A 20,893-nucleotide genomic window follows, 5' to 3' on the forward strand; every position below is an offset into this window, starting at 1 on the left:
ACGCGCCCACCGCCCCCGCTACCCCACGGCCTTCCAGCACTACCTCGACTCCCACGGGCTGCGCTGGGAATGCTGGTGGCGGCAGGGCAAGTAACCGACCATCGAAGATCCCCGACAGAGTCGCTCATGGAGGGCCGACCGGCAGCGCCATCGCCTCGTCGGAATGCACACCCTGGGGTGGACGGCGAGCCTGGACGCTGCCGTCCATTGTCGGAACAGCCCGCCGGACCAGGAGGAAATCCCGTACCGACGGGCCTCGATGAGCCCTGAAGGGAGGTCCTCTGCTCTGGAAACCTGGCGCAGCAGTTTTCTTCGTCTTCTGGGGAGTGCCGGGTGGAGATCAGCAGGGCTGATACGGCGGTGGTGTTCATCGACCCGCAGAACGACCCGCAGAACGACGTGCTGAGCGAGGACGGGGCGGCCTGGGAGGCGGTCGGGGCGAGTGTCACGGAGAACAGGACCGTCGGGAACATGGAGAGGATCTTCGAGGCGGCGAGGGCGGGCGGATACGAGGTCTTCATCTCGTCCCACTACTTCTACCCGACCGACAACGGGTGGCGCATGAACGGTCCGCTCGAGACGAGCGAGATCGAGACCCACGTGTTCGCGCGGACGGGACAACTCGATCTTGAGGTTGCCCCTTGAGTGTGGACACCCCTGACAATCGGATCCGAGGATCCGGGAGGGGAAGTCCAGGTGGGACGTCCGTCGAAGTACAGCGACGAGTTCAGGTGGGATGCGGTGACGCTGGTCCGGTCCACGGGCCGGACGGTCGAGTCGGTGGCGGTGGAGCTCGGGGTGAACCGGGAGACGCTGCGGACGTGGGTACGCCGCTCCGAGCAGGCGGACACGGCCTCCGGTGGCCTGGGCGCGGACGAGCGGGCCGAGTTGGCCCGCCTGCGCAAGGCGGAGAAGGAGTGGCAGTTGGAGCGGGAGATCCTGCGCCGGGCGGCCCAGTATTTCGCGAAGGAGATGAAGTGAGCCGCCGCTGGACCTTCATCTCCACCGTCGCCGGGGAGTTCGGCGTCCAGCGGCTGTGCCGGGTCTTGGGAGTCTCCCGGTCCGGTTTCTACCGGTGGCAGGCCGGCGTGGAGGCCCGCCGGGCCCGCGAGAGGGCCGACGCCGAGGCGACCGCGGAGATCCGGGCAGTCCATGCGGAGCACGCCGGCGCCTACGGGGCTCCGCGGGTCCACGCCGAGCTACGGGCCCGCGGCCGGCTCATCAACCGCAAACGGGTGGCCCGGCTGATGCGCGAGCACGGGATCGTCGGCCTCCACCTGCGCAGACGCAAGCGGACAACCGTGCGGGACCACACCGCGCCGCCGGCACCGGACCTGCTCGAGCGCAACTTCACCGCCGCAGCGCTCGATGTCCGCTGGTGCGGCGACATCACCTACATCCCCGTCGGATCGTCGTGGCTCTACCTGGCCACGGTGATCGACATCTGCTCGCGCCGGGTGATCGGCTGGTCCATCGCCGACCACATGCGCGTGGACCTGGTCGTCGATGCCATCGAGGCAGCCGTGGCCGCCCGCGGCGGGAACGTCGCAGGCGTGGCGTTCCACACCGATCGCGGAGCGCAATACACCAGCCGGGCCTTCGCCGCGGCCTGCCGCCGGCACGGCATCCGCCGATCCATGGGACGGGTCGGATCCAGCTACGACAACGCCCTGGCCGAGTCGTTCTTCCAGGGCCTGAAGCGGGAGTTGGCGCACCGGCGCCGGTGGACCTCGAAGGACGAGGCACGGCTCGACCTGTTCCGCTGGCTCGCGTACTACAACCACCGCCGCCGGCATTCAGCTCTGCAGTACCTCACACCCATCGAGTTCGAACAGCGCTTGATCGACTCCGCTAGCCTCGACCTCGCAGCATGAAACCCGGTGTCCACACTTGGGGTGCAACCTCAGAAGTTGACCGACCCCAGGATGGTGGACAGGCCCGCCACGACCAGGCCCATCGCCCACAGGTCGCCGCCGGGGCCCGGCGTGCGGACCGCGTCCGACAGCGGCGTGTAGGCGAACCACCCGAACGAGGCCGCGCCCTCGGGTGTGAGGAAACCGGCCAGCACCGTGAGCCCGCCGAAGAGGAACACCCAGTAGGTGAAGGCGTTCAGCCGGGGGAAGGCCACGTCGGGCGCGCCGATCTGCAGCGGCATCACCACGTTGGCGAAGCCCGTGAACGTGGGCGTGGCGAAGAGCAGCAGCATGACGGTGCCGTGGATCGTGAACAGCTCGTTGTACTGCTGGGCGCTCACCACCTGGAGGCCGGGACGGGCCAGCTCCGCCCGCATCACCAGGGCGAGGACCCCGGCGACCAGGAAGAACCCGAAGGCGGTCGCCAGATAGAGGTTGCCGATCGTCTTGTGGTCGGTGGTGGTGAGCCACCGGGTGACGGTCGACCCCTGCCGGACCCGCCGGGCGGTCGCCTCCCCGGCGGTCCGCTGCGACGGCCTGTCGACGAGCGCCACCGCGGTCTCCCTCCGTCGGTCCGCGGGCGGGGCCGTCGGCCCGCGGAACGGGCGATGGGTTCCACCGGGTCCCCCGGGCGAAACGCAGCGGAAGGGGGCCGGCGGCGCGCGGGAGCCGGACGGCCGTGCGTCGTCCGCCCGGAAGGGGGCACCCGGAGGCCCCGGGCCGTGCGGCCCGGGACGGCCGGGCGGCCCACACCGACGCCCTCTTTCAGGCGGAGTCCCGGAGCGCTCCGGGGCGGCGCCGACGGCACGGGGCACGGTCCCGCCGACGGCGGCCGTGCAGCCGTCGGCAGGCCGCCCGCAGGAAGGACGGAGGGAGCCGTGGTGCTGTTCCGGACGAGGACGCGGCCGGGGCGCCGCGCCGGACGTGCAGCCGAGGGGGCGGCGACGGCACTCGACCGGCGGCTGCCGCTGATGGAGGCGGGCCGGTCCCTGCTCCGCAAGGCCTTCCCCGACCACTGGTCCTTCCTGCTCGGGGAGATCGCCCTCTACAGCTTCGCGATCCTGGTGCTCACCGGGGTCTTCCTGACGTTCTTCTTCCACCCCTCCATGACGGAGACGGTCTACCGCGGCGCGTACACGCCGCTGCGCGGCGTGCGGCTGTCGGAGGCCTATGCCTCGACCCTGCACATCAGCTTCGACGTGCGCGGAGGGCTGCTGATCCGGCAGGTCCACCACTGGGCGGCGCTGCTCTTCCTCGCGTCGATCGGCGTGCACCTGCTGCGGATCTTCTTCACCGGGGCCTTCCGCCGCCCCCGCGAGCTCAACTGGACGATCGGCGTGACGCTGCTGCTGCTCGCGCTCCTGGAGGGCTTCGCCGGCTACTCGCTCCCCGACGATCTGCTGTCCGGCACCGGGCTGCGCACGGCCCAGGGCTTCGTCCTGGCGGTGCCGGTCGCCGGCACGTACCTGAGCTTCCTCCTCTTCGGCGGCGAGTACCCGGGGCACGAGATCATCCCTCGCCTGTACGCCGCACACGTCCTGCTGCTGCCCGGCCTGCTGGTGGCGCTGGTCACCGCGCACCTGGTGCTGGTGGTGCGCCTCAAGCACACCCAGTGGGCCGCGCGGGGTGCGACGGGGCGCAACGTGCTGGGCAAGCCGCTGTTCCCGCAGTACGCGGCGAAGTCGGCCGGGTTCTTCTTCGCGGTCTTCGGCGTGCTGGCGCTGCTGTCGGCCGTCGCCCAGGTCAACCCGGTGTTCGCGTACGGGCCCTACCGGGCCGACCAGGTCTCCACGGACGCCCAGCCGGACTGGTACATGGGCTTCCTGGAGGGGGCTATCCGGCTCATGCCCGGCGCGGAGACCCGGCTGTGGGGGCACACGGTCTCCTGGAACCCGCTGCTGCCGGCCGTGGTCCTGCCCGGCGTGCTCTTCCTGCTGCTGTACGCCTACCCCTTCTTCGAGCGGTGGGTGACCGGCGACACGGGCGAGCACCACCTGGCGGACCGCCCCCGCAACCAGCCCGTACGGACCGGGATCGGCGTGGCCGCCCTGTCCTGGTACACGGTGCTGCTGCTGGCCGGCGGGCAGGACGTCCTCGCGTACACGCTGCACGTGTCCGTCGACGCGCTGAACCGGTTCCTGCGGGTCTGTTTCCTCGTGGTCCCACCGGCGGCGTTCTGGCTGGCCCGGCGCGCAGCCCTGGCGCTCCAGGCGCACGACCGCGAGCTGCTGGAGGAGGGGGAGGAGGCCGGCTTTGTCCGGCAGGAGGTGCAGGGTGCCTACGAGGGCTCGCACCGCCGGATCGGGGCCGACCGGGCGTACGTCCTCATGGCCCGCAGGCTGCCGCGGCCGCTGCCCGCGCCGCCCGGGGGCGCGGCGGCGCCCCGCCGCGCGCGGCTGCGGTCGGCGCTGAGCGCCTGGTACACCGGCGACCGGGTGGAGATGCCGGCCACCGATGCACAGCGGCGGCGGATCGCCGCCCTCACGGCCGGTCCGGCGCGCGGCACGGGCGGTGCGGACGGGGTGGACGACGAGCGGTAGGCGGCAGGCGGGCGGTCCGGTCCGCCGACGGGGCTGCGGGGCCGCCCGGACGCATGGGGCCGGAAGCGGAGCGGGCCGGAGGGCGGCCCCGAGGCCGGAAGGGCACCGCCTCCTGCCGGAGGAGCGCCACCGGACGCGGGCCGGCTGCCCGGGCGTGCGGACCGGCGGGGACCGCCGGTCCGCAGGGTCTCCGGCCTCAGTCCTTCAGCGGGTCGTGGCCCCAGTTCATCAGGGAGTACCGCCACGTGGTGTCGGTGACGTCGCCGGAGGGGCGCTGGGTGAGGTGCCGCCTGATGTAGCCGCAGACCTTGCGCATGTGTGCCAGGTCGTCCTCGCTCAGGTCCGCCTTCCTCGTGCGCAGCAGCCCGACGATCCGGCGGCCCGAGGCGTGGCCGGTGCTCTCGCCGCCGTCGCGGTGCTGGCCGGCCTTCTTGGACTCGTCCCGCTCCAGCCACTTCTCCAGTTGGGCCGGAGGGATGTTGACCAGGTCCTTGAAGGCGGAGACCGTCCCGTCGCGGTCCTGGCCGCCGGCCACGGTCAGGACCCCTTCTTCTTCCTGAGTGCGTCCGGGCGGTGGACCGCGGTGCGGCCGGACTTGTCGCTGCGCACCAGGTACTGCGGGTCCTCGGGGGAGGCGTCGACGGTGCGGCCGGCCTCCTCGCTGCGGGAGGTGATCTCCTTCTCCACCCTGCCGACCGCCTCCGAGCCGTGGCTCTTCCAGGAGACTTCGTCGCCGGGGCGCGGCTTCCGGTCCTTCTGCGACATGCGGTTCCCCTTCGGATCGTCCGTTATGCCTGTTTCCCGGACGCGTACCCGGCCCGTCGGGGACGTAACGATCCGGCTCCCCTCCGGCTCCCTGCCCGCCGGCCGCGAACGGGCCGGCCCGGGCGGAGGTGCCGCCCGGAGGAGCGGTCGTGCATCATGCAGACATGGGGCTCCGATCCTCCCGCACGTCGGCCGTACTCCCCGCCCTGCTCGCGGGCGCGGCCGTTCTGACGGCCTGCTCCGGCCACGCGCCGCCGCCGGACGGCCCTTCCGGGACGGCGGCGGGCCCCCCGGTGCCGGGCACCGTCCGCATCACCTCCTCCGCAGGCCCCTACGGGCCCGCGCTCACGATCACCCGCGCGGCGGTCCGGCGCGACGCGCAGGGCCGGGAGGAGCTCGTGATGACCGTGCACAACGACGGCCGGGCCCCCGAGCACCTGGCGTTCGTGCAGACGCCCCACGCGACGCACGTGGCGGTCGAGGGCGCCGGGCCCGGGGACGTCCCGTCCACGGCAGGGGTCTCCCTGCCGCCCCACGGGGAGGTCTCCTTCGGCGGACACGGCCCCCGCCTCGTCCTCGAGCACCCCCACGGTCTGGAGCCCGGACACGCGGCACCGTTCCTGCTCGAGTTCGGAGTGGCCGGCCTGGTCCGCCTGCAGGCACCCGTCTCCCCCCGCTGACGGCCCCCCCCACCGGCACCCCGCCCCCGGCACCCCGCCTCCCGGGCCACAGCGAGTCCGACGCGACCCTGTGGCGGACCGCAGGCCGGGCGCCCCGGGGTCCCTCCGGAGGAGGGCGCGGTGGTCTCAGGGCAGGGCGAGGAGGCTGACGGCGACGGCCGCGGTGTCCAGGCCGATCAGTCGGCCGCGGTGGATGCGCTCGGCCGGCACGCTCCGCGCGAGCAGGACGGCGCCCGCCGGGTGCAGGGCGCCGCCAGGTCACGCCCGGACGCACGCCCGTCCGGTCCGCAGCGCGGGAAGACAAATCCCGCAGGGTCGGACCTGCGGGCCGGTCCCGGGGCGGCGCGACGCCGCTCACCCCCGGTGGTCGAGGAACCGTCGCAGGTGGGCCATCACCTGCTGCGGCGCTTCGAGGTGCGGGAAGTGGCCCACGCCCTCGAGGGGGACGCCGCCGGGGACGTGGCGGAGCACCTCGGCCCCCACGCAGCCGTCGTCGGCGCCGTGCAGGTAGAGCCACGGCTGGGGGAGGCGGCCGCCTGCCGCGGCCTGCTCGGCGGCGAGCGCCCGGTCGGCGGCGTGGGGGTCGAACACCGACCGGTACCAGCCGAGGGCGGCGCTCAGGTGCGCACGGTCGGGCAGGGCGGCCCGCACGTGCTCCAGGTGGGGCGAGGGGTCCAGCCCCGGTGACCAGTCGCGCCACAGGCCGTGCAGGAACGCGAAGCCGTCGAGGCCGATGAGGTCCTCCGCGGCCGGGTGCTGGAAGACGAACGTGTACCACGAGCGCTTGAGCTGGCCGTACGTGGCCGCCAGCGCGGCCAGCGCGGGGGCCGGCGGTACCGACAGGGTCACCACCCGGCCGAACAGGTCGGGTCGGCGCGCCGCCGCCCCGTAGGCGATCACCGCTCCGATGTCGTGCCCGATCAGCAGGGTGCGCTCGTCCGCTCCCTCCGTTTCCGCCAGGGCCACGATGTCGCCGACGTGCGCGCTCGGACCGTGGTCGCCGTCCGCGGCCGGACTGCTGGGCGCGTAGCCGCGCAGCCAGGGCGCGACCACGCGGAAGCCCGCGTCCAGCAGCCCGCGGGCCAGAGGCTCCCAGGAGTGGGGCGTGTCGGGGAAGCCGTGCAGCAGGAGGGCGAGCGGCGCGTCGGACGGGCCGCCCCCCAGGTGGGCCGTCGTCCGGCCGTGCATCGTGCGGGTGTCGGGTCTCAACAAGGTCCAAGCCTTTCCGCAGGGTCTTGTTCTGTAAAATATTTCGCCCTACGCTACAGCGCAAGGCCCCTGCGAAGAAGGAGGGACGCAGCAATGCGTGCCGCTGTACTGACGGTTGACGAGCCATCACTCCTCGTCCGGGAGGTTCCGGACCCCACGCCCCGGCCGCACGAGCTGGTACTGCGCGTCGATGCCTGCGGGATCTGCGGATCCGACCTGCACCTGGCGCAGGCCTACAAGGCCCAGTACCCCGGGGTCGTGTTCGGGCACGAGTTCTGCGGGGAGGTCGTGGCCGTCGGCTCCGAGGCCGAGGGCTACCGCCCCGGCGACAGGGTGATCGGCTTCCCCCTGGCCGGCTGCCGCCGCTGTGCGGCGTGCCTGTCGGGCGACGTGGCCAAGTGCCCGTCGATGACGCTCAACGGCGTCCAGCGTCCCGGCGGGTACGCCGAGTACGTGGCGGTGGGGGCGCTCGAGGCGTTCCTGCTCCCCGAGCCGGTCGATCCCGACCTGGGCGCCCTGGTCGAGCCGTTGGCCGTGGCACTGCACGCGCTCGACCGGACGCCGCGCGAGGCGGGCGAGCCGGTGCTGGTCCTGGGTGCGGGCCCGGTCGGGTGCGCGGTGGCGCTGTGGGCCAGGGCGCTGGGCGCGGGGGAGGTGGTCGTGAGCGACCCGGTGGAGGGCCGGCGCCGCCTCGCGGAGTCCCTGGGCGCGGCGACGGTCGACCCGGCCAAGGAGGCCGTGGCTGAGGAGTTCGCCGGGATCACCGGGTCCGCTCCGCGCGTGGTGATCGAATGCGCGGGAGCGCCCGGCCTCATCCAGCACGCCTCGGAGGTGGTCGGCACCGACGGCCACGTGACCGTGGTCGGGGTGTGCCTGAAGCCGGACACCTTCTCCCCCGCGGTCTCGGTGGCGAAGGAGCTGTCGTACCGGTTCGTCGCCTACTACCGGCGCCGCGACTTCGCCCGCACCATCGCGCAGCTGGCCGCGGGCCGGCTCGCCGCCGACCGGCTCGTCACCGACCGGATCGGCCTCGCCGAACTGCCGCAGCGGTTCGAGTCGCTGATGGAGCCGAACAACGACTGCAAGGTCCTGGTCCACCCCAACCGCTGAGCACGCCTCCGGGTGAGCGGACTCACCCCGCACGAGAGGAACCACCTGCCATGGCCACGTACGCCACCGATGTCGACTGGTCGCGGATCGAGCTTCCCGCCGCGCTGAACACCGAGAACCGCCGAGAGGAGGACCTGCCCTGGGTGGCGCTGGACGAGAACACCGATGCGAAGGTGACGCACGTCAACCTCAGGACCGGCATGTGGGTCGTGCGCAACCGCATGAAGCCCGGCACGCAGGTGCAGACCCACAGGCACAACGGCCCGGTGTTCGCGTTCACCGTCAGCGGCTCCTGGTCCTACCTGGAGTCGCCCGAGCAGGTCAACGGCCCCGGCTCCTACCTGTTCGAGCCGGCCGGCTCCACGCACACCCTCAAGGTGGCCGACGACAGCGACGGGCCCGCGGACGTGTGGTTCCTGATCCACGGCTCGAACCTGAACCTGGACGCCGACGGGCAGATCCAGTGGGTGCTGGACGCCCCCACCATGCTGGCGATCTACACCGCGCTGTGCGAGGCCGACGGCCACGGCACGCCCGACGTCCTCATTGAGCGGTGATGGGCGACTCGGAGGTCGACTACCTGGTGGTCGGCGCCGGGGCCATGGGCCTCGCCTTCGCCGACACGCTGGTCGCCGAGACGGGCGCGAGCGTGGCGATCGTGGACCGCCACGACCGGCCCGGCGGGCACTGGCAGCTCGCCTACCCCTTCTGCCGCCTGCACCAGCCGTCGGCCGGGTACGGCGTCAACTCCCTTCCTCTGGGCAGTGACCGGATCGACCGGTCGGGCACCAACGCCGGCCTGTACGAACTGGCCGGTGTCGACGAGATCCGGGCGTACTACGAGCAGGTGATGACGCACACGCTGCTGCCCACCGGGCGGGTCGACCACCACCGGAGGACCGAGTACCTCGGCGACGGCCGCTGCCGCTCGCTGGTGACCGGCGAGGAGTACCGGATCTCCGCCCGGGTCAGGACGGTGGACGCGACGTACCAGCGGGTCAGCGTGCCCGCGATGCGGGCACCCGGCTACGAGGTCGCCCCGGGCGTCACGTGCGTGCCTCCCAACGCGCTCGTCTCCCTGCCCGTGCCGCCCGACCGCTTCACGGTCGTGGGCGGCGGCAAGACGGCGATGGACGCCTGCCTGTGGCTGCTGGAGCACGGCACGGATCCGGACCGCATCACCTGGATCGTGCCCAACGACGCATGGCTGTACGACCGCGCGCTCGTGCAGCCGGGTCCGCGGTTCGCCGAGCACGTCACCACGGTGATGACCGGCCAGCTCCGGGCGGTCATGGAGGCGGACTCGGTCGAGGACCTCTTCGACCGGCTGGAGGCCTGCGGCAGGCTGGTGCGGCTCGACCCGTCCGTGCGCCCCACCCGTTTCCGGTGCGCCACGGTCTCCCGGGCCGAGCTCGACCGGCTGCGGCGCATCCGGCACGTGGTCCGGCTCGGGCGGGTGCGGTCCATCGGCGCGGACGCGATCGTGCTCGACGACGGCCTGCTGCCGACCACACCGGGCACCGTGCACGTCGACTGCACGGCCGACGGCCTGGCGCCGCGGCCGGCGGTGCCCGTGTTCCAGGGCGACCACATCACCCTGCAGGCCGTGCGGACCTGCCAGCAGGTCTTCAGCGCCGCGCTCATCGCCCATGTCGAAGCCGCCTACGACGGCGACGACCAGAAGAACCGGCTGTGCGAGCCGATTCCGCACCCCTACCACGACGTCGACCTGCTGCACACCCTGCTCGCCGACCTGCGCAACGGGCGGCGCTGGGCCGAGGACGCGGAGCTCGACGCCTGGCTGGCCGGGTCGCGGCTGGACTTCCTGCGGCGCGTCGGTACGCCGCTGCCGACGGAACCCGCGGCGCGGGCCGAGGCGACCGCGCTCCTGCGGACGGCCCTCGACGCGGCCGCCCTGAGGGTCGGGCGGCTGCTGGGCGGGGACGCGCCCCCTGGCGACCCCGCCCGGGATCCCCGGGCGCGCGAGACCGCCTCCGGTCCGGCCTGAACGAGCACGGCAGGCATCACTGCGGCCCCGCACCCGGCGGAGTCCGGGAGGGCGGGGCCGCATCCCGCCCGCGGACTGTAAAGAATCAGTTCTTTTTCTACAGCACACGTCATCCCGCCATCCGGGAAAAGGAGTGCCACCTCATGCCTGAAGCGGTCATCGTCGCCGCCCGCCGCAGTCCCATCGGCCGGGCCGGCAAGGGAGCCCTGGCCGACGTACGCCCCGACGACCTGCTGGCCCACGTCATCGGCGAGACGGCCGGCACGATCGGCCTGACCGGCGAGCACGTCGACGACGTCATCGTCGGCTGCGGGCTGCCCGGAGGCGAACAGGGATTCAACATCGCCCGCGTCGCCACCCTGCTGCTCGGCTGGACCACCACGCCCGGCACCACGGTGAACCGGTTCTGCGCCTCCTCGCTCCAGGCGATCCGCACGGCGGTGCACGCCGTCCGCTCCGGCGAGGGCGACTGCTTCGTGGCCGCCGGCGTGGAAACGGTCAGCCGCTACGTTCACGGCTCCGCGGACGCCTTCCGGCCGGCGACGGACAACCCCCGGTTCGGCCCGGCGAAGGCCCGCACCGCGCGGCTCAAGGCCGAAGGCGGGACATGGACACCTGACACCGAGGGCCTGCCGGACGCCTACATCGACATGGGCGACACCGCCGAGAACGTCGCCGACCTCTGCTCGGTGTCACGGCGGACGATGGACGAATTCGCCCTGCAGAGCCACCAGCGGGCCCTCGCGGCGCGGGACTCCGGATTCTGGGCGGAGGAGATCGTCCCCGTCACGACACCGTCCGGTGCCGTCGTCGACACCGACGACGGCCCCCGGCCCGACACCACCCTGGAGAAGCTCGCCGCCCTGCCTCCCCGGTTCCGGGAGGACGGCCGGGTCACCGCGGGCAATTCCTGCCCGCTCAACGACGGTGCCGCCGCGGTCGTCGTGATGAGCGCCGAGCGGGCCGCCGCGCTCGGGCTCACGCCGCTGGCCCGTGTCGTCGCCTCGGCCGTCTCCGCCCTCAACCCCGAGGTCATGGGGCTCGGCCCGGTCGAGGCCTGCCGCCGCGCCATGAAGACCGCCGGTCTGACCGCCGCCGACATCGACCTGTTGGAGATCAACGAGGCCTTCGCCGCCCAGGTCGTCCCCTCGGCCGACCAGCTCGGCATCGGCTGGGACCGGCTCAACGTCAACGGCGGCGGCATCGCGCTCGGGCACCCGTTCGGCATGACCGGCGCCCGCATCATGACCACCCTCGTCCACTCCCTGCAGCAGCGCGACAGGACCTTCGGCATGGAGAGCATGTGCGTCGGCGGCGGCCAGGGCATGGCGATGATCGTCGAACGCCTCTCGTGACGGCGACCGGGGACCCGTCCCCCCACGACGCACACCCTGCCGCCCCCGAAAGGAGCGCACACCGATGACCGACCGCCCGCCCGTCTCCCTGGGCGCACGGATCCGTCAGCTCGCCCGCGAGGCCCCCGACACCGTGGCGCTGTCCTTCCTCCCCTGCGGCGGTCCGCGCCAGGACCTGACGTACACCGACCTCGACCGCCGCTCCGACCAGGTGGCGGCCCTGCTCCGCGACCACGGCGTCCGGGCCGGGCAGCGCGTGGCGATCGGGCTGCGCAACAGCCCCGAGCACGTCGCCGCCGCCCTGGGGGCCTGGAAGGCCGGAGCCGGCATCGTCACCATGCGCTGGGACGTGCCGCAGTGGGAACGGGACCGGCTTCTCGATGCGACCGGACCGGCCGTCGTCCTGACCGACCGCACCGACCCCGCGGCGCCCGTACCGGTGATCGACATCGGTGACGCCGCGGTCCTTCCCGCCCACCCCGCCGAGATCGTCCCGCCGACCCGGGCCATGGCCATCCCCACGGGCGGCTCCACCGGCTCCTCCAAAGCGGTGGTGCTGCCGGTCCCGGGGGAGATCGTGCCGGGGACCGCGTTCGGCGGCAACTACACGCTGTTCGGCATCGAACCCGTCCATCGACATGTCGTCATGGCGCCGCTGTACCACGGCAACCCGCTGATGATGCTGCACTGCGGGCTGTTCGACGGGCAGCACATCCTCCTCATGGAGAAGTTCGACCCGGCCCTGCTGCTGCGCGTCGTCCGTGAGGACCGCCCGCAGTTCATGACGCTGGTGCCGACCATGATGCGCAGGCTGCTGGACACCCCTGGCATCGAGCAGGCCGACTGGTCCTGCTTCCGCATGGTCCTGCACGGCACCGCTCCCTGCCCGCAGTGGCTCAAGCGCCGCTGGATCGACCTGGTCGGCGCCGAACGGCTCTGGGAGATCTTCGCCTCCAGCGAACTCGTCGGCAGCATCATCGTCCGCGGCGACGAGTGGCTCGCCCGGCCGGGCACCATCGGCAGACCCGCACCGGGCACCGAACTGCGCATCCTCGACGACCGGCTCCGCGAGGTGCCGCCCGGGCAGGTGGGCGAGATCTACATGCGCCTCACCGGCGTGGAGAAGCCCCTGTTCGACTACTTGGGGCAGGACCGCCCGAAGGTGATCGACGGCGGCTTCGTGTCGGTCGGCGACCTCGGGCGACGCGACGCGGACGGCTACGTCTTCTCCGCCGACCGCAAGGACGACCTGATCATCACGGGCGGTGCCAACGTTGTGCCGGCGGAGGTGGAGTCCGCCCTGGGCGAGCATCCCGCCGTCGCCGACGTCGTCGTCATCGGTGTCCCCGACGAGGAGTGGGGCCGTCGCGTCCACGCCCTCGTCCAGCTCGACCCCGCGCAGGCGGCCCCCGACGCGGCCGAGCTGATCGCCTTCGCCAGGCAGCGGCTCACCGCCTACAAGGCGCCGAAGACCGTCGAGTTCGTGGACCGGATGCCCCGGAGCGAGATGTTCAAGGTCCGGCGTTCGGCGCTCGCGGCCGAGCGCGCCTGAGGCCCGGCCGCACCTCCCGGCACCCCCTCCAGTACCCATCAGGCAGTACCCATCAGGACGTCACACGTCCGGACGCCCGGCGTCGGACACCACGCACAGGAGAACCCCATGACCCAGCTCTGCTCAGGACGCGTCGCACTGGTCACCGGTGCCGGCCGCGGGATCGGACGGGAGCACGCCCTGTCCCTGGCCCGGCACGGCGCGGCCGTCGTCGTCAACGACCGGGGCGGCGCGGTGAGCGGCGACGGCGCCGACACCGGCGCGGCCCAGCAGGTCGTCGACGAGATCACCGCACTCGGCGGCCGGGCCGTCGCCGACCACGGCGACGTCTCCGACTGGGACCAGGCCCGGGAGATGGTCCACCGCGCCGTGGAGCACTTCGGCGACCTGCACGTGGTCGTCAACAACGCCGGGATCCTGCGCGACCGGATGCTGGTGAACATGTCCCCCGAGGAGTGGGACGCGGTCGTCGCCGTCCACCTGCGCGGCACCTTCAACGTCACCCGGCACGCCGCGCAGTACTGGCGCGACCGTTCCAAGGCAGGGCGGCCGGCCGACGCCCGGATCATCAACACCACCTCCCCCTCGGGCCTGTACGGCAACGTCGGGCAGGCCAACTACGGTGCGGCCAAGGCGGGCATCGCCGCGTTCACCACGATCGTCGCGGAGGAGCTGCACCGCTACGGCGTCACCGCCAACGCCGTCGCGCCCGCGGCCCTGACCCGCATGACCGAGCACCTCATCGAGGTCGACGCCGCGACCGCCGAGCTGCTCGCCCCCCGCTGGATCGCCCCCGTCGTCACCTGGCTCGCCTCCGCAGAGTCGCGCCACGTCACCGGCCGCGTGTTCGACGTCTCCGGACAGGCGCTCGCCGTCTCCGAGGGCTGGCACCGCGGCCCCACCGCGGAGCCGGTCGCGGACCCCGCGCTGCTCGGTGCCACGGTCGCCGCGCTCATGGCCGAGGCACGCCCGAACGCGGACATGACCGGCGCCGACAAGGAGGGCCCCGGCCGGCCCGTCCGCGTCCCCGCCGCCGGCTGACGCCCAGCCCCTTCCCCCGCCCTCATCCGCACCGACCCCGAGGACACGGTTTTGCCCCTCGACACGTCATACGTCGGCCACGAGTTCCCTGCCTGGAAGGGCACGGTGGACGCCCGGTGGCTCATGGCCTACGCCGCCGGGCTCGGCCACAGCGACCCCGCCTACTTCGACACCACCCGGCCTGAAGGGATCGTCAGCCACCCCCTCTTCCCGATCTGCCCGGAGTGGGCCCTGCTCACGCAGCCGGACACCGGCCGGACCGGTCTCGGCCTCCCGCCGGACGAGTCGCTGCGCGGGGTCCACGCCCGCCACGACCTCCACCTGCACCGCACCGTCCCGGCCGGTGCCGAGGTCACCGTGGAGGCCCGGGTGGTGGCCGTCGTCCGCACCCGCGCGGGCGCACTGCTGACCGTCCGCTTCGACGGCACGTCCGACGACGGACCCCTCTGGACCAGCTGGATGTCCTCCCTGTACCGGGGGGTCGAGGTCACCGGACCCGGGACCGGCGAGGTCCCGCTCCCCGGCCTCCCCGATCCGGCCGCGGCCGTCCCGGACACCCGCAGCGGCACCCGCGCCGTCCCCGCGGGGGAGCCGCACGTGTACTCCGAGTGCGGGCGCCTGTGGAACCCCATCCACACCGACCTGGCCGTCGCCCGCGGCGTCGCGCTCCCCGGACTCATCCTCCACGGGTCGGCCACCCTCGCCCACGGCGTCGACTGGGTGCTGGACACGCTCGGAGCCCGGCCCGAGCACGTCACCCGCCTGGGCTGCTCGTTCCGCGCCACGGTGGCCGTGCCCGGCACGATCCGGCCCGTCCTCGAGGCCGTCGGAAGCGCCGACGACGGTACGCTCACCGCTCACTTCACGGTGCTGAACGAGTCGGGCGAGACCGCCGTCCGCGACGCGTTCCTCGTCGTCTCCACGCCGTGACGCGTGCGGGGCCCGGCCCGGGCACACCCGGGCCGGGCCCCGCACGCGGCGGCTCCCGGAGCAGGCGCCCGTCCTAGACTGGCCGTCGACGTTCGGGCCTTTTCCTGGAGAGTGATGACCGACACCGCGGGACGGTTCACCGTCCCACGACCGCCTGCCGCCGCCGTACGCACGTACTCACCACGCCAGGAGGAGATCCTGGACGGCATCGAGGCGCTGGTGCTCGCGGACGGCTTCCGCTTCCTCCGCCTCGCGGCGGTGGCCAAGAAGCTGAACACCTCCTTCGCCACGCTGTACCAGCTGGCGCCGTCCCGGGACGAACTGATCGCCCTCGTGGTCAGGCGCTGGTACGCGAACGTCTGCGCCCTGGCCGTCCGGCGGCTCCAGAAGGAGACCGAACCGGTCGGACGCCTGCGGATGTGGACCCAGTTCGGCGTGGCAGGCGTGACGAGGACGTCCCGGCGGTTCTGGCAGGACGCCGAGTCGCACGAGGCCATCCGCGCGATCGTCCACGCCTACTCGCACTACTACACCGAAGTGCTGCGGGCCGTCCTCGACGACGGGATCGCGGTGGGGGCCTTCCGCCCCGTCAACACGGCCCTGCTGGCCGCCGTCTGGGAGACCTCGACGACGCGCCTGGCCGACCCTGAGGACCTGCCCGGCGCCGGCAGCCTCCGGGAGCTGTCCGAGGACTGGGTCGACCTCGTCCTCCACGGCCTCCTCCCGGCCAGGGAGGGATAGACGGAACCCGCCGCCCCGTGCGCGCGGCGTCCGCCGGGGCCCGGGCGGGACGGCAGGGGCAGCCGGCCTCCCCGCCGCCCGGTCCGGGCGGGCACGGGCGGGTCCGGGCGAGCGCGGGTGCGGGCCGGCGCGCCCCGGACCGGGAGCGTCGTGCCGCGCGTCCGGACCCCGGCCCCCGCCGGACCGGAGCCCCGCCCGGACCGCTACCCTCCCGTGGCATGCGACTGATGCGCGGCACCGCGACAGCCGCAGCGGCCACCGCCGCTGCCGCCCTGCTCCTGTCGGCGTGCGGGTCGCCGGACGTGCGCGCCGGCACGGCCGCCGCACCGCGGCCCGCGACCGCCGCCGCGGCGCCCACGACCGCGGCCGCCGCACCCGCGCCGACCCGCCGCCCGCACGCCGTGGCCCGTCCCGGCGCGCACGCCCGCCACGGATCCCCCTCCGCCCCCCGCCGTCCGGCATCCCGGACCGGTGCGGCCCCCTCCCGCACGTTCACCGCCGGAAACCCGGCCGGCAGGGCTCCCGTACCCGCCGAGGCGGCGGCGGTGGACACCTCCCGGCCCACCCGGGTGGTCGGCGACGGAACCCCGGCCGGCTGCACCTCGCAGGCGGTCGTGGACGCGGTCGCCGCCGGAGGGGTCATCACCTTCTCCTGCGGCCCGGCCCCGGTGACCATCGCGATGAAGGCCACCGCCAAGGTGCGCAACACCAGCAGCCGGGTCGTCCTCGACGGCGGCGGCAGGGTGACCCTCAGCGGCGGGGGCGTCCGCCGCATCCTCTACATGAACACCTGCGACCAGCGGCAGCAGTGGACCACCTCCCACTGCGCCGACCAGGCGGAGCCGCGGCTGACCGTGCAGAACCTCGCCTTCGCCGACGGCGACGCGACCGGGCAGCGCACCGACGGGGGCGGCGGCGGAGCCCTGTTCGTCCGGGGCGGGAGGCTCGCGATCGTCCACTCGCGGTTCACGGGCAACCGGTGCGACGCCACCGGCCAGGACCTCGGGGGAGCCGCCGTCCGCGTCCTCGACCAGTACCGGGACCTCCCGGTGTACGTGAGCGGCAGCACCTTCACCGGCGGCCGCTGCTCCAACGGCGGGGCGCTCAGCAGCATCGGGGTCTCCTGGGTCGTCCTCAACAGCCTGATGTCCGGCAACGCGGCCGTCGGGCACGGCGCCAACCCCGCGCGCCCGGGGACCTCCGGCGGCGGCAGCGGCGGCGCGGTGTACACCGACGGGAACCGCTACAGCGTCCGCATCGCCGGATCGGTCCTGGAGGACAACCGCGCCGCCGAGGGCGGCGGTGCCGTGTTCTTCGTCAGCAACGACCGCAGTGGCACCCTGCGCATCGGCGGGTCCATCCTGCGCCGCAACACCAGTGCGGGGTTCGAGACCCCGCACTTCCCCGGTGTCTTCTTCCTAGGGGCCGGCGCGCCGGTGGTCACCGCGGCCGCCGGCTGACCCGCCCCGCAGGCGCCGGGCCGGCGACGGAGCCCGGCGGCCGCTGCCGCCCTTCCGTACGGCGGCCCGGCGCGCGGACCGCGTCCCCGCCCCTCGGCCGCCTCTCCTGTCCCTGTCGTCCCTGTCGCCCCTGTCGTCGGCAGGGAGCCCGTGCCTGACCGGCCGGACCGCGCTCCGGCCGTGCCCTCAAGGGGTGAGGACGCCGTGGTCGCCGCCGCGCCACCGGGCGAGCAGCACGGTGACGTCGTCGTCCGGGGTCTCGCCGTGGTGCTCCAGGACGGCGCGCATCAGGCGGCGCAGGGTCTCGTGCAGGGTGTGCTGTTCGGACTGGTGGCGCAGGACGAGGTCGGTGAATCGGTCCAGGCCGAACTCGGCGCCGTCCGGCCCCCGGCCCTCGACGACGCCGTCGGTGTACATCAGGACGCTGTCGCCGGGCTCCAGCTGCTCCCGGCACGTGCGCACCGGCAGCTCGAGGCCGGAGCCCATCGGGCCGGCCGGCGGGCAGGACAGCGGGATCGCCCACCGCCCGCCGCGGATGAGGACCGGTGGGTGGTGGCCGCGGTTCACCCACGTCAGCTCTCCCGTGGCCAGGTCCAGGCCGGCCAGGATCCCGGTCACGTAGCGGCTGGTGCCGAACTGCTCGACCAGCGTGCACTCGACCGCCTTGCTGGTCTCCGCGAGCGGTGTGCCGCGGCGGCGGGCGTTGCGGCAGGCCGCCACGGCGACGTTGGCGGTGATGCCTGCGGTGGTGTCGTGCCCCATGGCGTCGAAGACCGACAGGTGCAGTGTGCCGTCCGCCACGGCGTAGTCGAAGGCGTCGCCTCCCACTGCGTACGCCGGTTCCATCAGGGCGCCCACCGTGACGTCGTGTCCGGCGTAGCCGGGCGGCGGCATCAGGTTCCACTGCAGTTCCGCGGCCACGTTCATGGGCGCGGTGCGCACCAGGCGTGCGAAGGAGTCGCTGAACGACCGCTTGCTCAGCAGCAGGAGCGCCACCAGGGAGGCCAGGGCCCGCAGCGCCTCCCGGGTCCCCGCGTCGTCACCGTCCGTGTCGGCCCGCAGCACGCCCAGGCGTTCGACCCCGTCGGTCACCGCCGTCCACCAACGGTACGGGCCGTTGCGTGCACCCTGTCCGCCCGCCTCGCGCACGAGGTCCACCCGCTGGTAGGCACGCCCCGGTAGGGTGCCCTCCACCGGTACCTCCAGGCCCCCCTGCGCCGGCGCTCGGCCCGCGCCCGGTCAGCTCCCGCAGCACCGTCTCCCGCAGGTCGACCACGAATACGGCCGCCCGGCGCATGCCCGCCGTCTCCGCGTGCGCGGCCACCAGGTCGGGCAGCCGCTCCAGGGTGACGGTGTGGCCGGCCTGCATCAGGCCGCCGAGCATGCGTCCCACCTGCCCCGCATCAGCCATGGCCTGTCCTCTCGCTCGAGCAGAGGGTCCCCGGCCCACCGTCTACCCGCGACACCGGTGTCAACCCGTCCGCGGTGCCTGAGGACCGCCGCCTGCCGGAGCCCCGCGGCAGGCCGGCGCCGGACGCGCGTCCCGGCGTCGGCGGAGTCCGTAGGTCCGGGCGAGCACGCCTGTCGTGGCGGCCATGGCCCGGCGCAGGCTGCTCTACCTGCACGGACTCTCCTCAGGTGACTTCGTGCCCACGCTGGAGCAGTTCCTCGGCTCGGCGGCCGGACCGTCGCCGGCGACGGTCACCAGACTGACCAAGCAGTGGAGCGATGACCACGCCGCCTTCCAGGACCGCGACCCGTCCGGCCGCGACTTCGTCCACGTATGGGCCGACGGGATCCCTCCCAAGGTGAGGCTCGGCCAGGCCCACTCCTGCGTGCTGGTCCTGCTCGGCGTCCGCCTTGACGGCACCAAGGTGCTGATCGCCCTGGCCGAGGGCCTGCGCGAGTCCACCGAGTCGTGGGCCGACCTGCTGCGTGACTGCCGCCGCCGCGGCATGCGCGCCCCCGAGCTGGTCGTCGGCGACGGAGCGAGGGGCCTGTGGAAGGCCCTGGCCGAGGTGTTCCCTGCCGCACGGCACCAGCGCTGCTGGGCCCACCAAGCCCGAAACGTCACGAACGCCCTGCCGAAGTCAGCACAGCCGAGCGCGACGAAGGCGATGCAGGAGATCTGCAACGCCGAGGATCGCGCGCACGCGGAGAAGGCGATCGAGGCGTTCGCGAAGACCTACGGCACGAAGTGGCCCAAGGCCGTCGCGAAGATCATCGACGACCAGGAGGAGCTGCTGGCGTTCTACGATTTCCCGGCCGAGCACTGGATCCACCTGCGGACCACGAATCCCATCGACTCGACGTTCTCCACGGTCAAGCTGCGGACCAAGGTCACCCGAGGGGCCGGCAGCCCTGCCGCGGCCCTCGCCATGGTGTTCAAGCTCGTCGAGTCCGCCCAGGCCCGATGGCGCGCGATCACCGGAGCCCACCTCGTACCCTTGGTCCGCGCCAGGGCGCGGTTCGAGAACGGCGCGCTGGTCGAGCGCCAGGAGGAGGCTGCGTGACCAGGAAGAAGGACTACGCCAGCTGCCAGATCTTTGTCCGAGGCACTGGCCGGCAGTTCCTGGCCGAGCTCGTCGCGGTAACTCTCGGAGCCCAGGTCGACGACCACTACAGCGTCCGAGCGGGCCGGATGGTCTTCGACACCCGGCCGAACCCGGACGCCGGACTTGCCGACGACTTCATCGGCTGGCCGCTCAAAATCGATGCCGAAGCCGACGAAGACGGACCCTCCCTCGTCGAGCCGGTATCACACCTGCTCACAGCCACCTGGGACCGCGGCTACGACGCCGTTGCCGCCTGTGACTTCGAGAGCGAGCTTCCCGATCTCGGCGGCCTCTCGCGCTACCACTGACGCGCCCCGATCCACAGGTCTCGACTATTCCTCAAGGCCCCCCTGAGCTGCACGCTCCACCGAAGTGGCGCCCTGATCCTTCTGAAGTCCCTGCCCGGCGAGAGCGTGAACGCGGTGATCACGGATCCCCGGTGCAACAGCGGAGGCCGGCCGAGTTCGGAGCGCACCGGCCGCGATGCTCGTGCCAAGGACGTGGCGTCAAAATCCTTCTGTGACCTGAGGGCTTTTCCGGCGTGAACCGTGACCAGTGGTCCTGTCGTTCGCTGCCCGTCGAGCTGATCGCCGAGGCGTGCAGGGCCCCTACCGGGCATGCGGTCGCCGTGGCCTTCTCGCACCGGCGTCAGGAGCCCCCATGTCCGATGCCCTGCAGGTGGCCGGCTGGACCTGGAGCGGCACCCCCCTGGGTCAATCCCGCCGGCCGGCCTGGCAAGGGTGGCTCAAGCAGTCCGCCGAGTTCCTCGTCCGGGGCGTGAAAGGCTCTCTGACCGGAGCCGGGCCATCCGCCTGACCGGCTGCTGGACCGCTTTTCAGCTGCGCAAGGGCCGCGTCCACACCACCCGGAAGCCGTTGAGATCGTGCAGTGGCTCATCCGGCGTTTCCGCCTCGAGGGCGGCACCGTCCTCGATCCCTTCACCGGCTCCGGCTCGACCGGCGTCACGGCGCTGCGGGAAGGTCGCCGCTTCCTCGGCGTCGAAACGCTTCCTGCTCCACGCCGGGATCGCCGAG

General features: G+C 73.3%; 19 protein-coding genes and 4 pseudogenes. 17 read left to right on the forward strand and 6 right to left on the reverse strand.

Features of this window, described 5'->3' with window-relative positions; translation table 11 throughout:
- Positions 1 to 333 precede the first annotated feature (333 nt).
- Together LO771_RS24305 and LO771_RS24310 are read left to right on the forward strand one after the other, a co-directional pair.
- The gene (locus LO771_RS24305; protein WP_230746538.1) at positions 334 to 645 is read left to right on the forward strand and encodes an isochorismatase family protein; all 312 of its coding nucleotides are present in this window, start codon (positions 334 to 336) and stop codon (positions 643 to 645) included.
- A 51-nt stretch (positions 646 to 696) separates the two neighbouring features.
- Positions 697 to 1,874 (forward strand): IS3 family transposase gene (locus LO771_RS24310; protein WP_230746539.1). Its coding sequence is split into 2 segments (ribosomal slippage): positions 697 to 913 and positions 913 to 1,874, totalling 1,179 coding nucleotides; the frame shifts between segments, so codons are not numbered across the junction.
- 32 nt (positions 1,875 to 1,906) lie between these two features.
- On the opposite strand, the pseudogene LO771_RS24315 reads toward LO771_RS24310, so the two are convergent.
- Positions 1,907 to 2,467: pseudogene (locus tag LO771_RS24315) on the reverse strand (cbb3-type cytochrome c oxidase subunit I); the annotation flags it as partial.
- A gap of 324 nt (positions 2,468 to 2,791) precedes the next feature.
- Here LO771_RS24315 and LO771_RS24320 point away from each other — a divergent pair.
- Positions 2,792 to 4,453, forward strand: a complete 1,662-nt coding sequence (locus LO771_RS24320) for a cytochrome bc complex cytochrome b subunit (protein ID WP_230746540.1) — start codon at positions 2,792 to 2,794, stop codon at positions 4,451 to 4,453.
- Between the two features lie 196 nt (positions 4,454 to 4,649).
- Here the strand turns inward: LO771_RS24320 and LO771_RS24325 are convergent, their stop codons facing one another.
- Both LO771_RS24325 and LO771_RS24330 read right to left on the reverse strand, forming a co-directional pair.
- Positions 4,650 to 4,988 carry a DUF3140 domain-containing protein gene (locus LO771_RS24325; protein WP_230746541.1) on the reverse strand — a complete coding sequence of 113 codons (339 nt, stop codon included), beginning with the start codon at positions 4,986 to 4,988 and terminating at the stop codon, positions 4,650 to 4,652.
- 2 nt (positions 4,989 to 4,990) lie between these two features.
- Positions 4,991 to 5,218: a DUF2945 domain-containing protein gene (locus LO771_RS24330; RefSeq protein ID WP_230746542.1), complete on the reverse strand. Its 228-nt coding sequence runs from the start codon at positions 5,216 to 5,218 to the stop codon at positions 4,991 to 4,993.
- Between the two features lie 164 nt (positions 5,219 to 5,382).
- On the opposite strand from LO771_RS24330, the gene LO771_RS24335 reads away from it, so the two are divergent.
- Positions 5,383 to 5,898 (forward strand): hypothetical protein, encoded by a 516-nt coding sequence (locus tag LO771_RS24335; protein WP_230746544.1) that lies wholly within the window; start codon positions 5,383 to 5,385, stop codon positions 5,896 to 5,898.
- Positions 5,899 to 6,024: 126 nt separating this feature from the next.
- Here the strand turns inward: LO771_RS24335 and LO771_RS31450 are convergent.
- Positions 6,025 to 6,147, reverse strand: a pseudogene (locus LO771_RS31450) (EamA family transporter); the annotation flags it as partial.
- Between the two features lie 105 nt (positions 6,148 to 6,252).
- Complete coding sequence (locus LO771_RS24340; protein WP_230746546.1) at positions 6,253 to 7,110, reverse strand: alpha/beta fold hydrolase; 858 nt, start codon at positions 7,108 to 7,110, stop codon at positions 6,253 to 6,255.
- 90 nt (positions 7,111 to 7,200) lie between these two features.
- Here LO771_RS24340 and LO771_RS24345 point away from each other — a divergent pair, with 90 nt between their 5' ends.
- From LO771_RS24345 to LO771_RS24385, 9 genes are all read left to right on the forward strand, one after another.
- On the forward strand, positions 7,201 to 8,217 hold the full coding sequence (locus tag LO771_RS24345; protein WP_230746547.1) for a zinc-binding dehydrogenase: 1,017 nt from the start codon (positions 7,201 to 7,203) through the stop codon (positions 8,215 to 8,217).
- A gap of 50 nt (positions 8,218 to 8,267) precedes the next feature.
- Positions 8,268 to 8,774, forward strand: a complete 507-nt coding sequence (locus LO771_RS24350) for a 2,4'-dihydroxyacetophenone dioxygenase family protein (protein ID WP_230746548.1) — start codon at positions 8,268 to 8,270, stop codon at positions 8,772 to 8,774.
- The gene (locus LO771_RS24355) at positions 8,774 to 10,225 is read left to right on the forward strand and encodes an NAD(P)-binding protein (protein WP_230746549.1); all 1,452 of its coding nucleotides are present in this window, start codon (positions 8,774 to 8,776) and stop codon (positions 10,223 to 10,225) included. Before LO771_RS24350 ends, LO771_RS24355 begins: the two co-directional genes overlap by 1 nt.
- A 143-nt stretch (positions 10,226 to 10,368) precedes the next feature.
- Positions 10,369 to 11,580 (forward strand): acetyl-CoA C-acetyltransferase, encoded by a 1,212-nt coding sequence (locus LO771_RS24360; protein WP_230746550.1) that lies wholly within the window; start codon positions 10,369 to 10,371, stop codon positions 11,578 to 11,580.
- A 64-nt stretch (positions 11,581 to 11,644) separates the two neighbouring features.
- Positions 11,645 to 13,132: a class I adenylate-forming enzyme family protein gene (locus LO771_RS24365; RefSeq protein WP_230746551.1), complete on the forward strand. Its 1,488-nt coding sequence runs from the start codon at positions 11,645 to 11,647 to the stop codon at positions 13,130 to 13,132.
- A gap of 108 nt (positions 13,133 to 13,240) precedes the next feature.
- Entirely contained in the window at positions 13,241 to 14,173 is a 933-nt protein-coding gene (locus tag LO771_RS24370; protein ID WP_230746553.1) for an SDR family oxidoreductase, read from the forward strand.
- Between the two features lie 51 nt (positions 14,174 to 14,224).
- Positions 14,225 to 15,103, forward strand: a complete 879-nt coding sequence (locus tag LO771_RS24375; protein ID WP_230746555.1) for a MaoC/PaaZ C-terminal domain-containing protein — start codon at positions 14,225 to 14,227, stop codon at positions 15,101 to 15,103.
- 114 nt (positions 15,104 to 15,217) lie between these two features.
- Complete coding sequence (locus LO771_RS24380; RefSeq protein WP_230746557.1) at positions 15,218 to 15,844, forward strand: TetR/AcrR family transcriptional regulator; 627 nt, start codon at positions 15,218 to 15,220, stop codon at positions 15,842 to 15,844.
- Between the two features lie 218 nt (positions 15,845 to 16,062).
- A complete protein-coding gene (locus LO771_RS24385; protein ID WP_230746559.1) occupies positions 16,063 to 17,304 on the forward strand; it encodes a hypothetical protein in 1,242 nt (413 codons plus the stop codon).
- Between the two features lie 186 nt (positions 17,305 to 17,490).
- Here the strand turns inward: LO771_RS24385 and LO771_RS31455 are convergent, their stop codons facing one another.
- Entirely contained in the window at positions 17,491 to 18,498 is a 1,008-nt protein-coding gene (locus LO771_RS31455; RefSeq protein WP_230746561.1) for a PP2C family protein-serine/threonine phosphatase, read from the reverse strand.
- A 374-nt stretch (positions 18,499 to 18,872) separates the two neighbouring features.
- Between LO771_RS31455 and LO771_RS24395 the strand changes: the two are divergent.
- From LO771_RS24395 to LO771_RS31460, 4 genes and pseudogenes are all read left to right on the forward strand, one after another.
- Positions 18,873 to 19,817, forward strand: a pseudogene (locus tag LO771_RS24395) (IS256 family transposase); the annotation flags it as partial.
- Complete coding sequence (locus LO771_RS24400) at positions 19,814 to 20,167, forward strand: hypothetical protein (RefSeq protein WP_230746563.1); 354 nt, start codon at positions 19,814 to 19,816, stop codon at positions 20,165 to 20,167. The pseudogene LO771_RS24395 and the gene LO771_RS24400, both read left to right, overlap by 4 nt.
- A gap of 352 nt (positions 20,168 to 20,519) precedes the next feature.
- Entirely contained in the window at positions 20,520 to 20,675 is a 156-nt protein-coding gene (locus tag LO771_RS24405) for a hypothetical protein (protein ID WP_230746564.1), read from the forward strand.
- A gap of 67 nt (positions 20,676 to 20,742) precedes the next feature.
- Positions 20,743 to 20,805: pseudogene (locus LO771_RS31460) on the forward strand (hypothetical protein); the annotation flags it as partial.
- Between the last annotated feature and the right edge of the window lie 88 nt (positions 20,806 to 20,893).

It is taken from the genome of Streptacidiphilus sp. ASG 303, assembly GCF_020991365.1.
Lineage (GTDB): Bacteria > Actinomycetota > Actinomycetes > Streptomycetales > Streptomycetaceae > Peterkaempfera.

Bases quoted from the DNA above. Each gene is read 5' to 3' on its own strand.
- LO771_RS24330 (WP_230746542.1), bottom strand. From the start codon at position 5,218: ATGTCGCAGAAGGACCGGAAGCCGCGCCCCGGCGACGAAGTCTCCTGG.
- LO771_RS24335 (WP_230746544.1), top strand. From the start codon at position 5,383: ATGGGGCTCCGATCCTCCCGCACGTCGGCCGTACTCCCCGCCCTGCTC.
- LO771_RS24345 (WP_230746547.1), top strand. From the start codon at position 7,201: ATGCGTGCCGCTGTACTGACGGTTGACGAGCCATCACTCCTCGTCCGG.
- LO771_RS24350 (WP_230746548.1), top strand. From the start codon at position 8,268: ATGGCCACGTACGCCACCGATGTCGACTGGTCGCGGATCGAGCTTCCC.
- LO771_RS24355 (WP_230746549.1), top strand. From the start codon at position 8,774: ATGGGCGACTCGGAGGTCGACTACCTGGTGGTCGGCGCCGGGGCCATG.
- LO771_RS24360 (WP_230746550.1), top strand. From the start codon at position 10,369: ATGCCTGAAGCGGTCATCGTCGCCGCCCGCCGCAGTCCCATCGGCCGG.
- LO771_RS24365 (WP_230746551.1), top strand. From the start codon at position 11,645: ATGACCGACCGCCCGCCCGTCTCCCTGGGCGCACGGATCCGTCAGCTC.
- LO771_RS24370 (WP_230746553.1), top strand. From the start codon at position 13,241: ATGACCCAGCTCTGCTCAGGACGCGTCGCACTGGTCACCGGTGCCGGC.
- LO771_RS24380 (WP_230746557.1), top strand. From the start codon at position 15,218: ATGACCGACACCGCGGGACGGTTCACCGTCCCACGACCGCCTGCCGCC.
- LO771_RS24385 (WP_230746559.1), top strand. From the start codon at position 16,063: ATGCGACTGATGCGCGGCACCGCGACAGCCGCAGCGGCCACCGCCGCT.
- LO771_RS24405 (WP_230746564.1), top strand. From the start codon at position 20,520: ATGTCCGATGCCCTGCAGGTGGCCGGCTGGACCTGGAGCGGCACCCCC.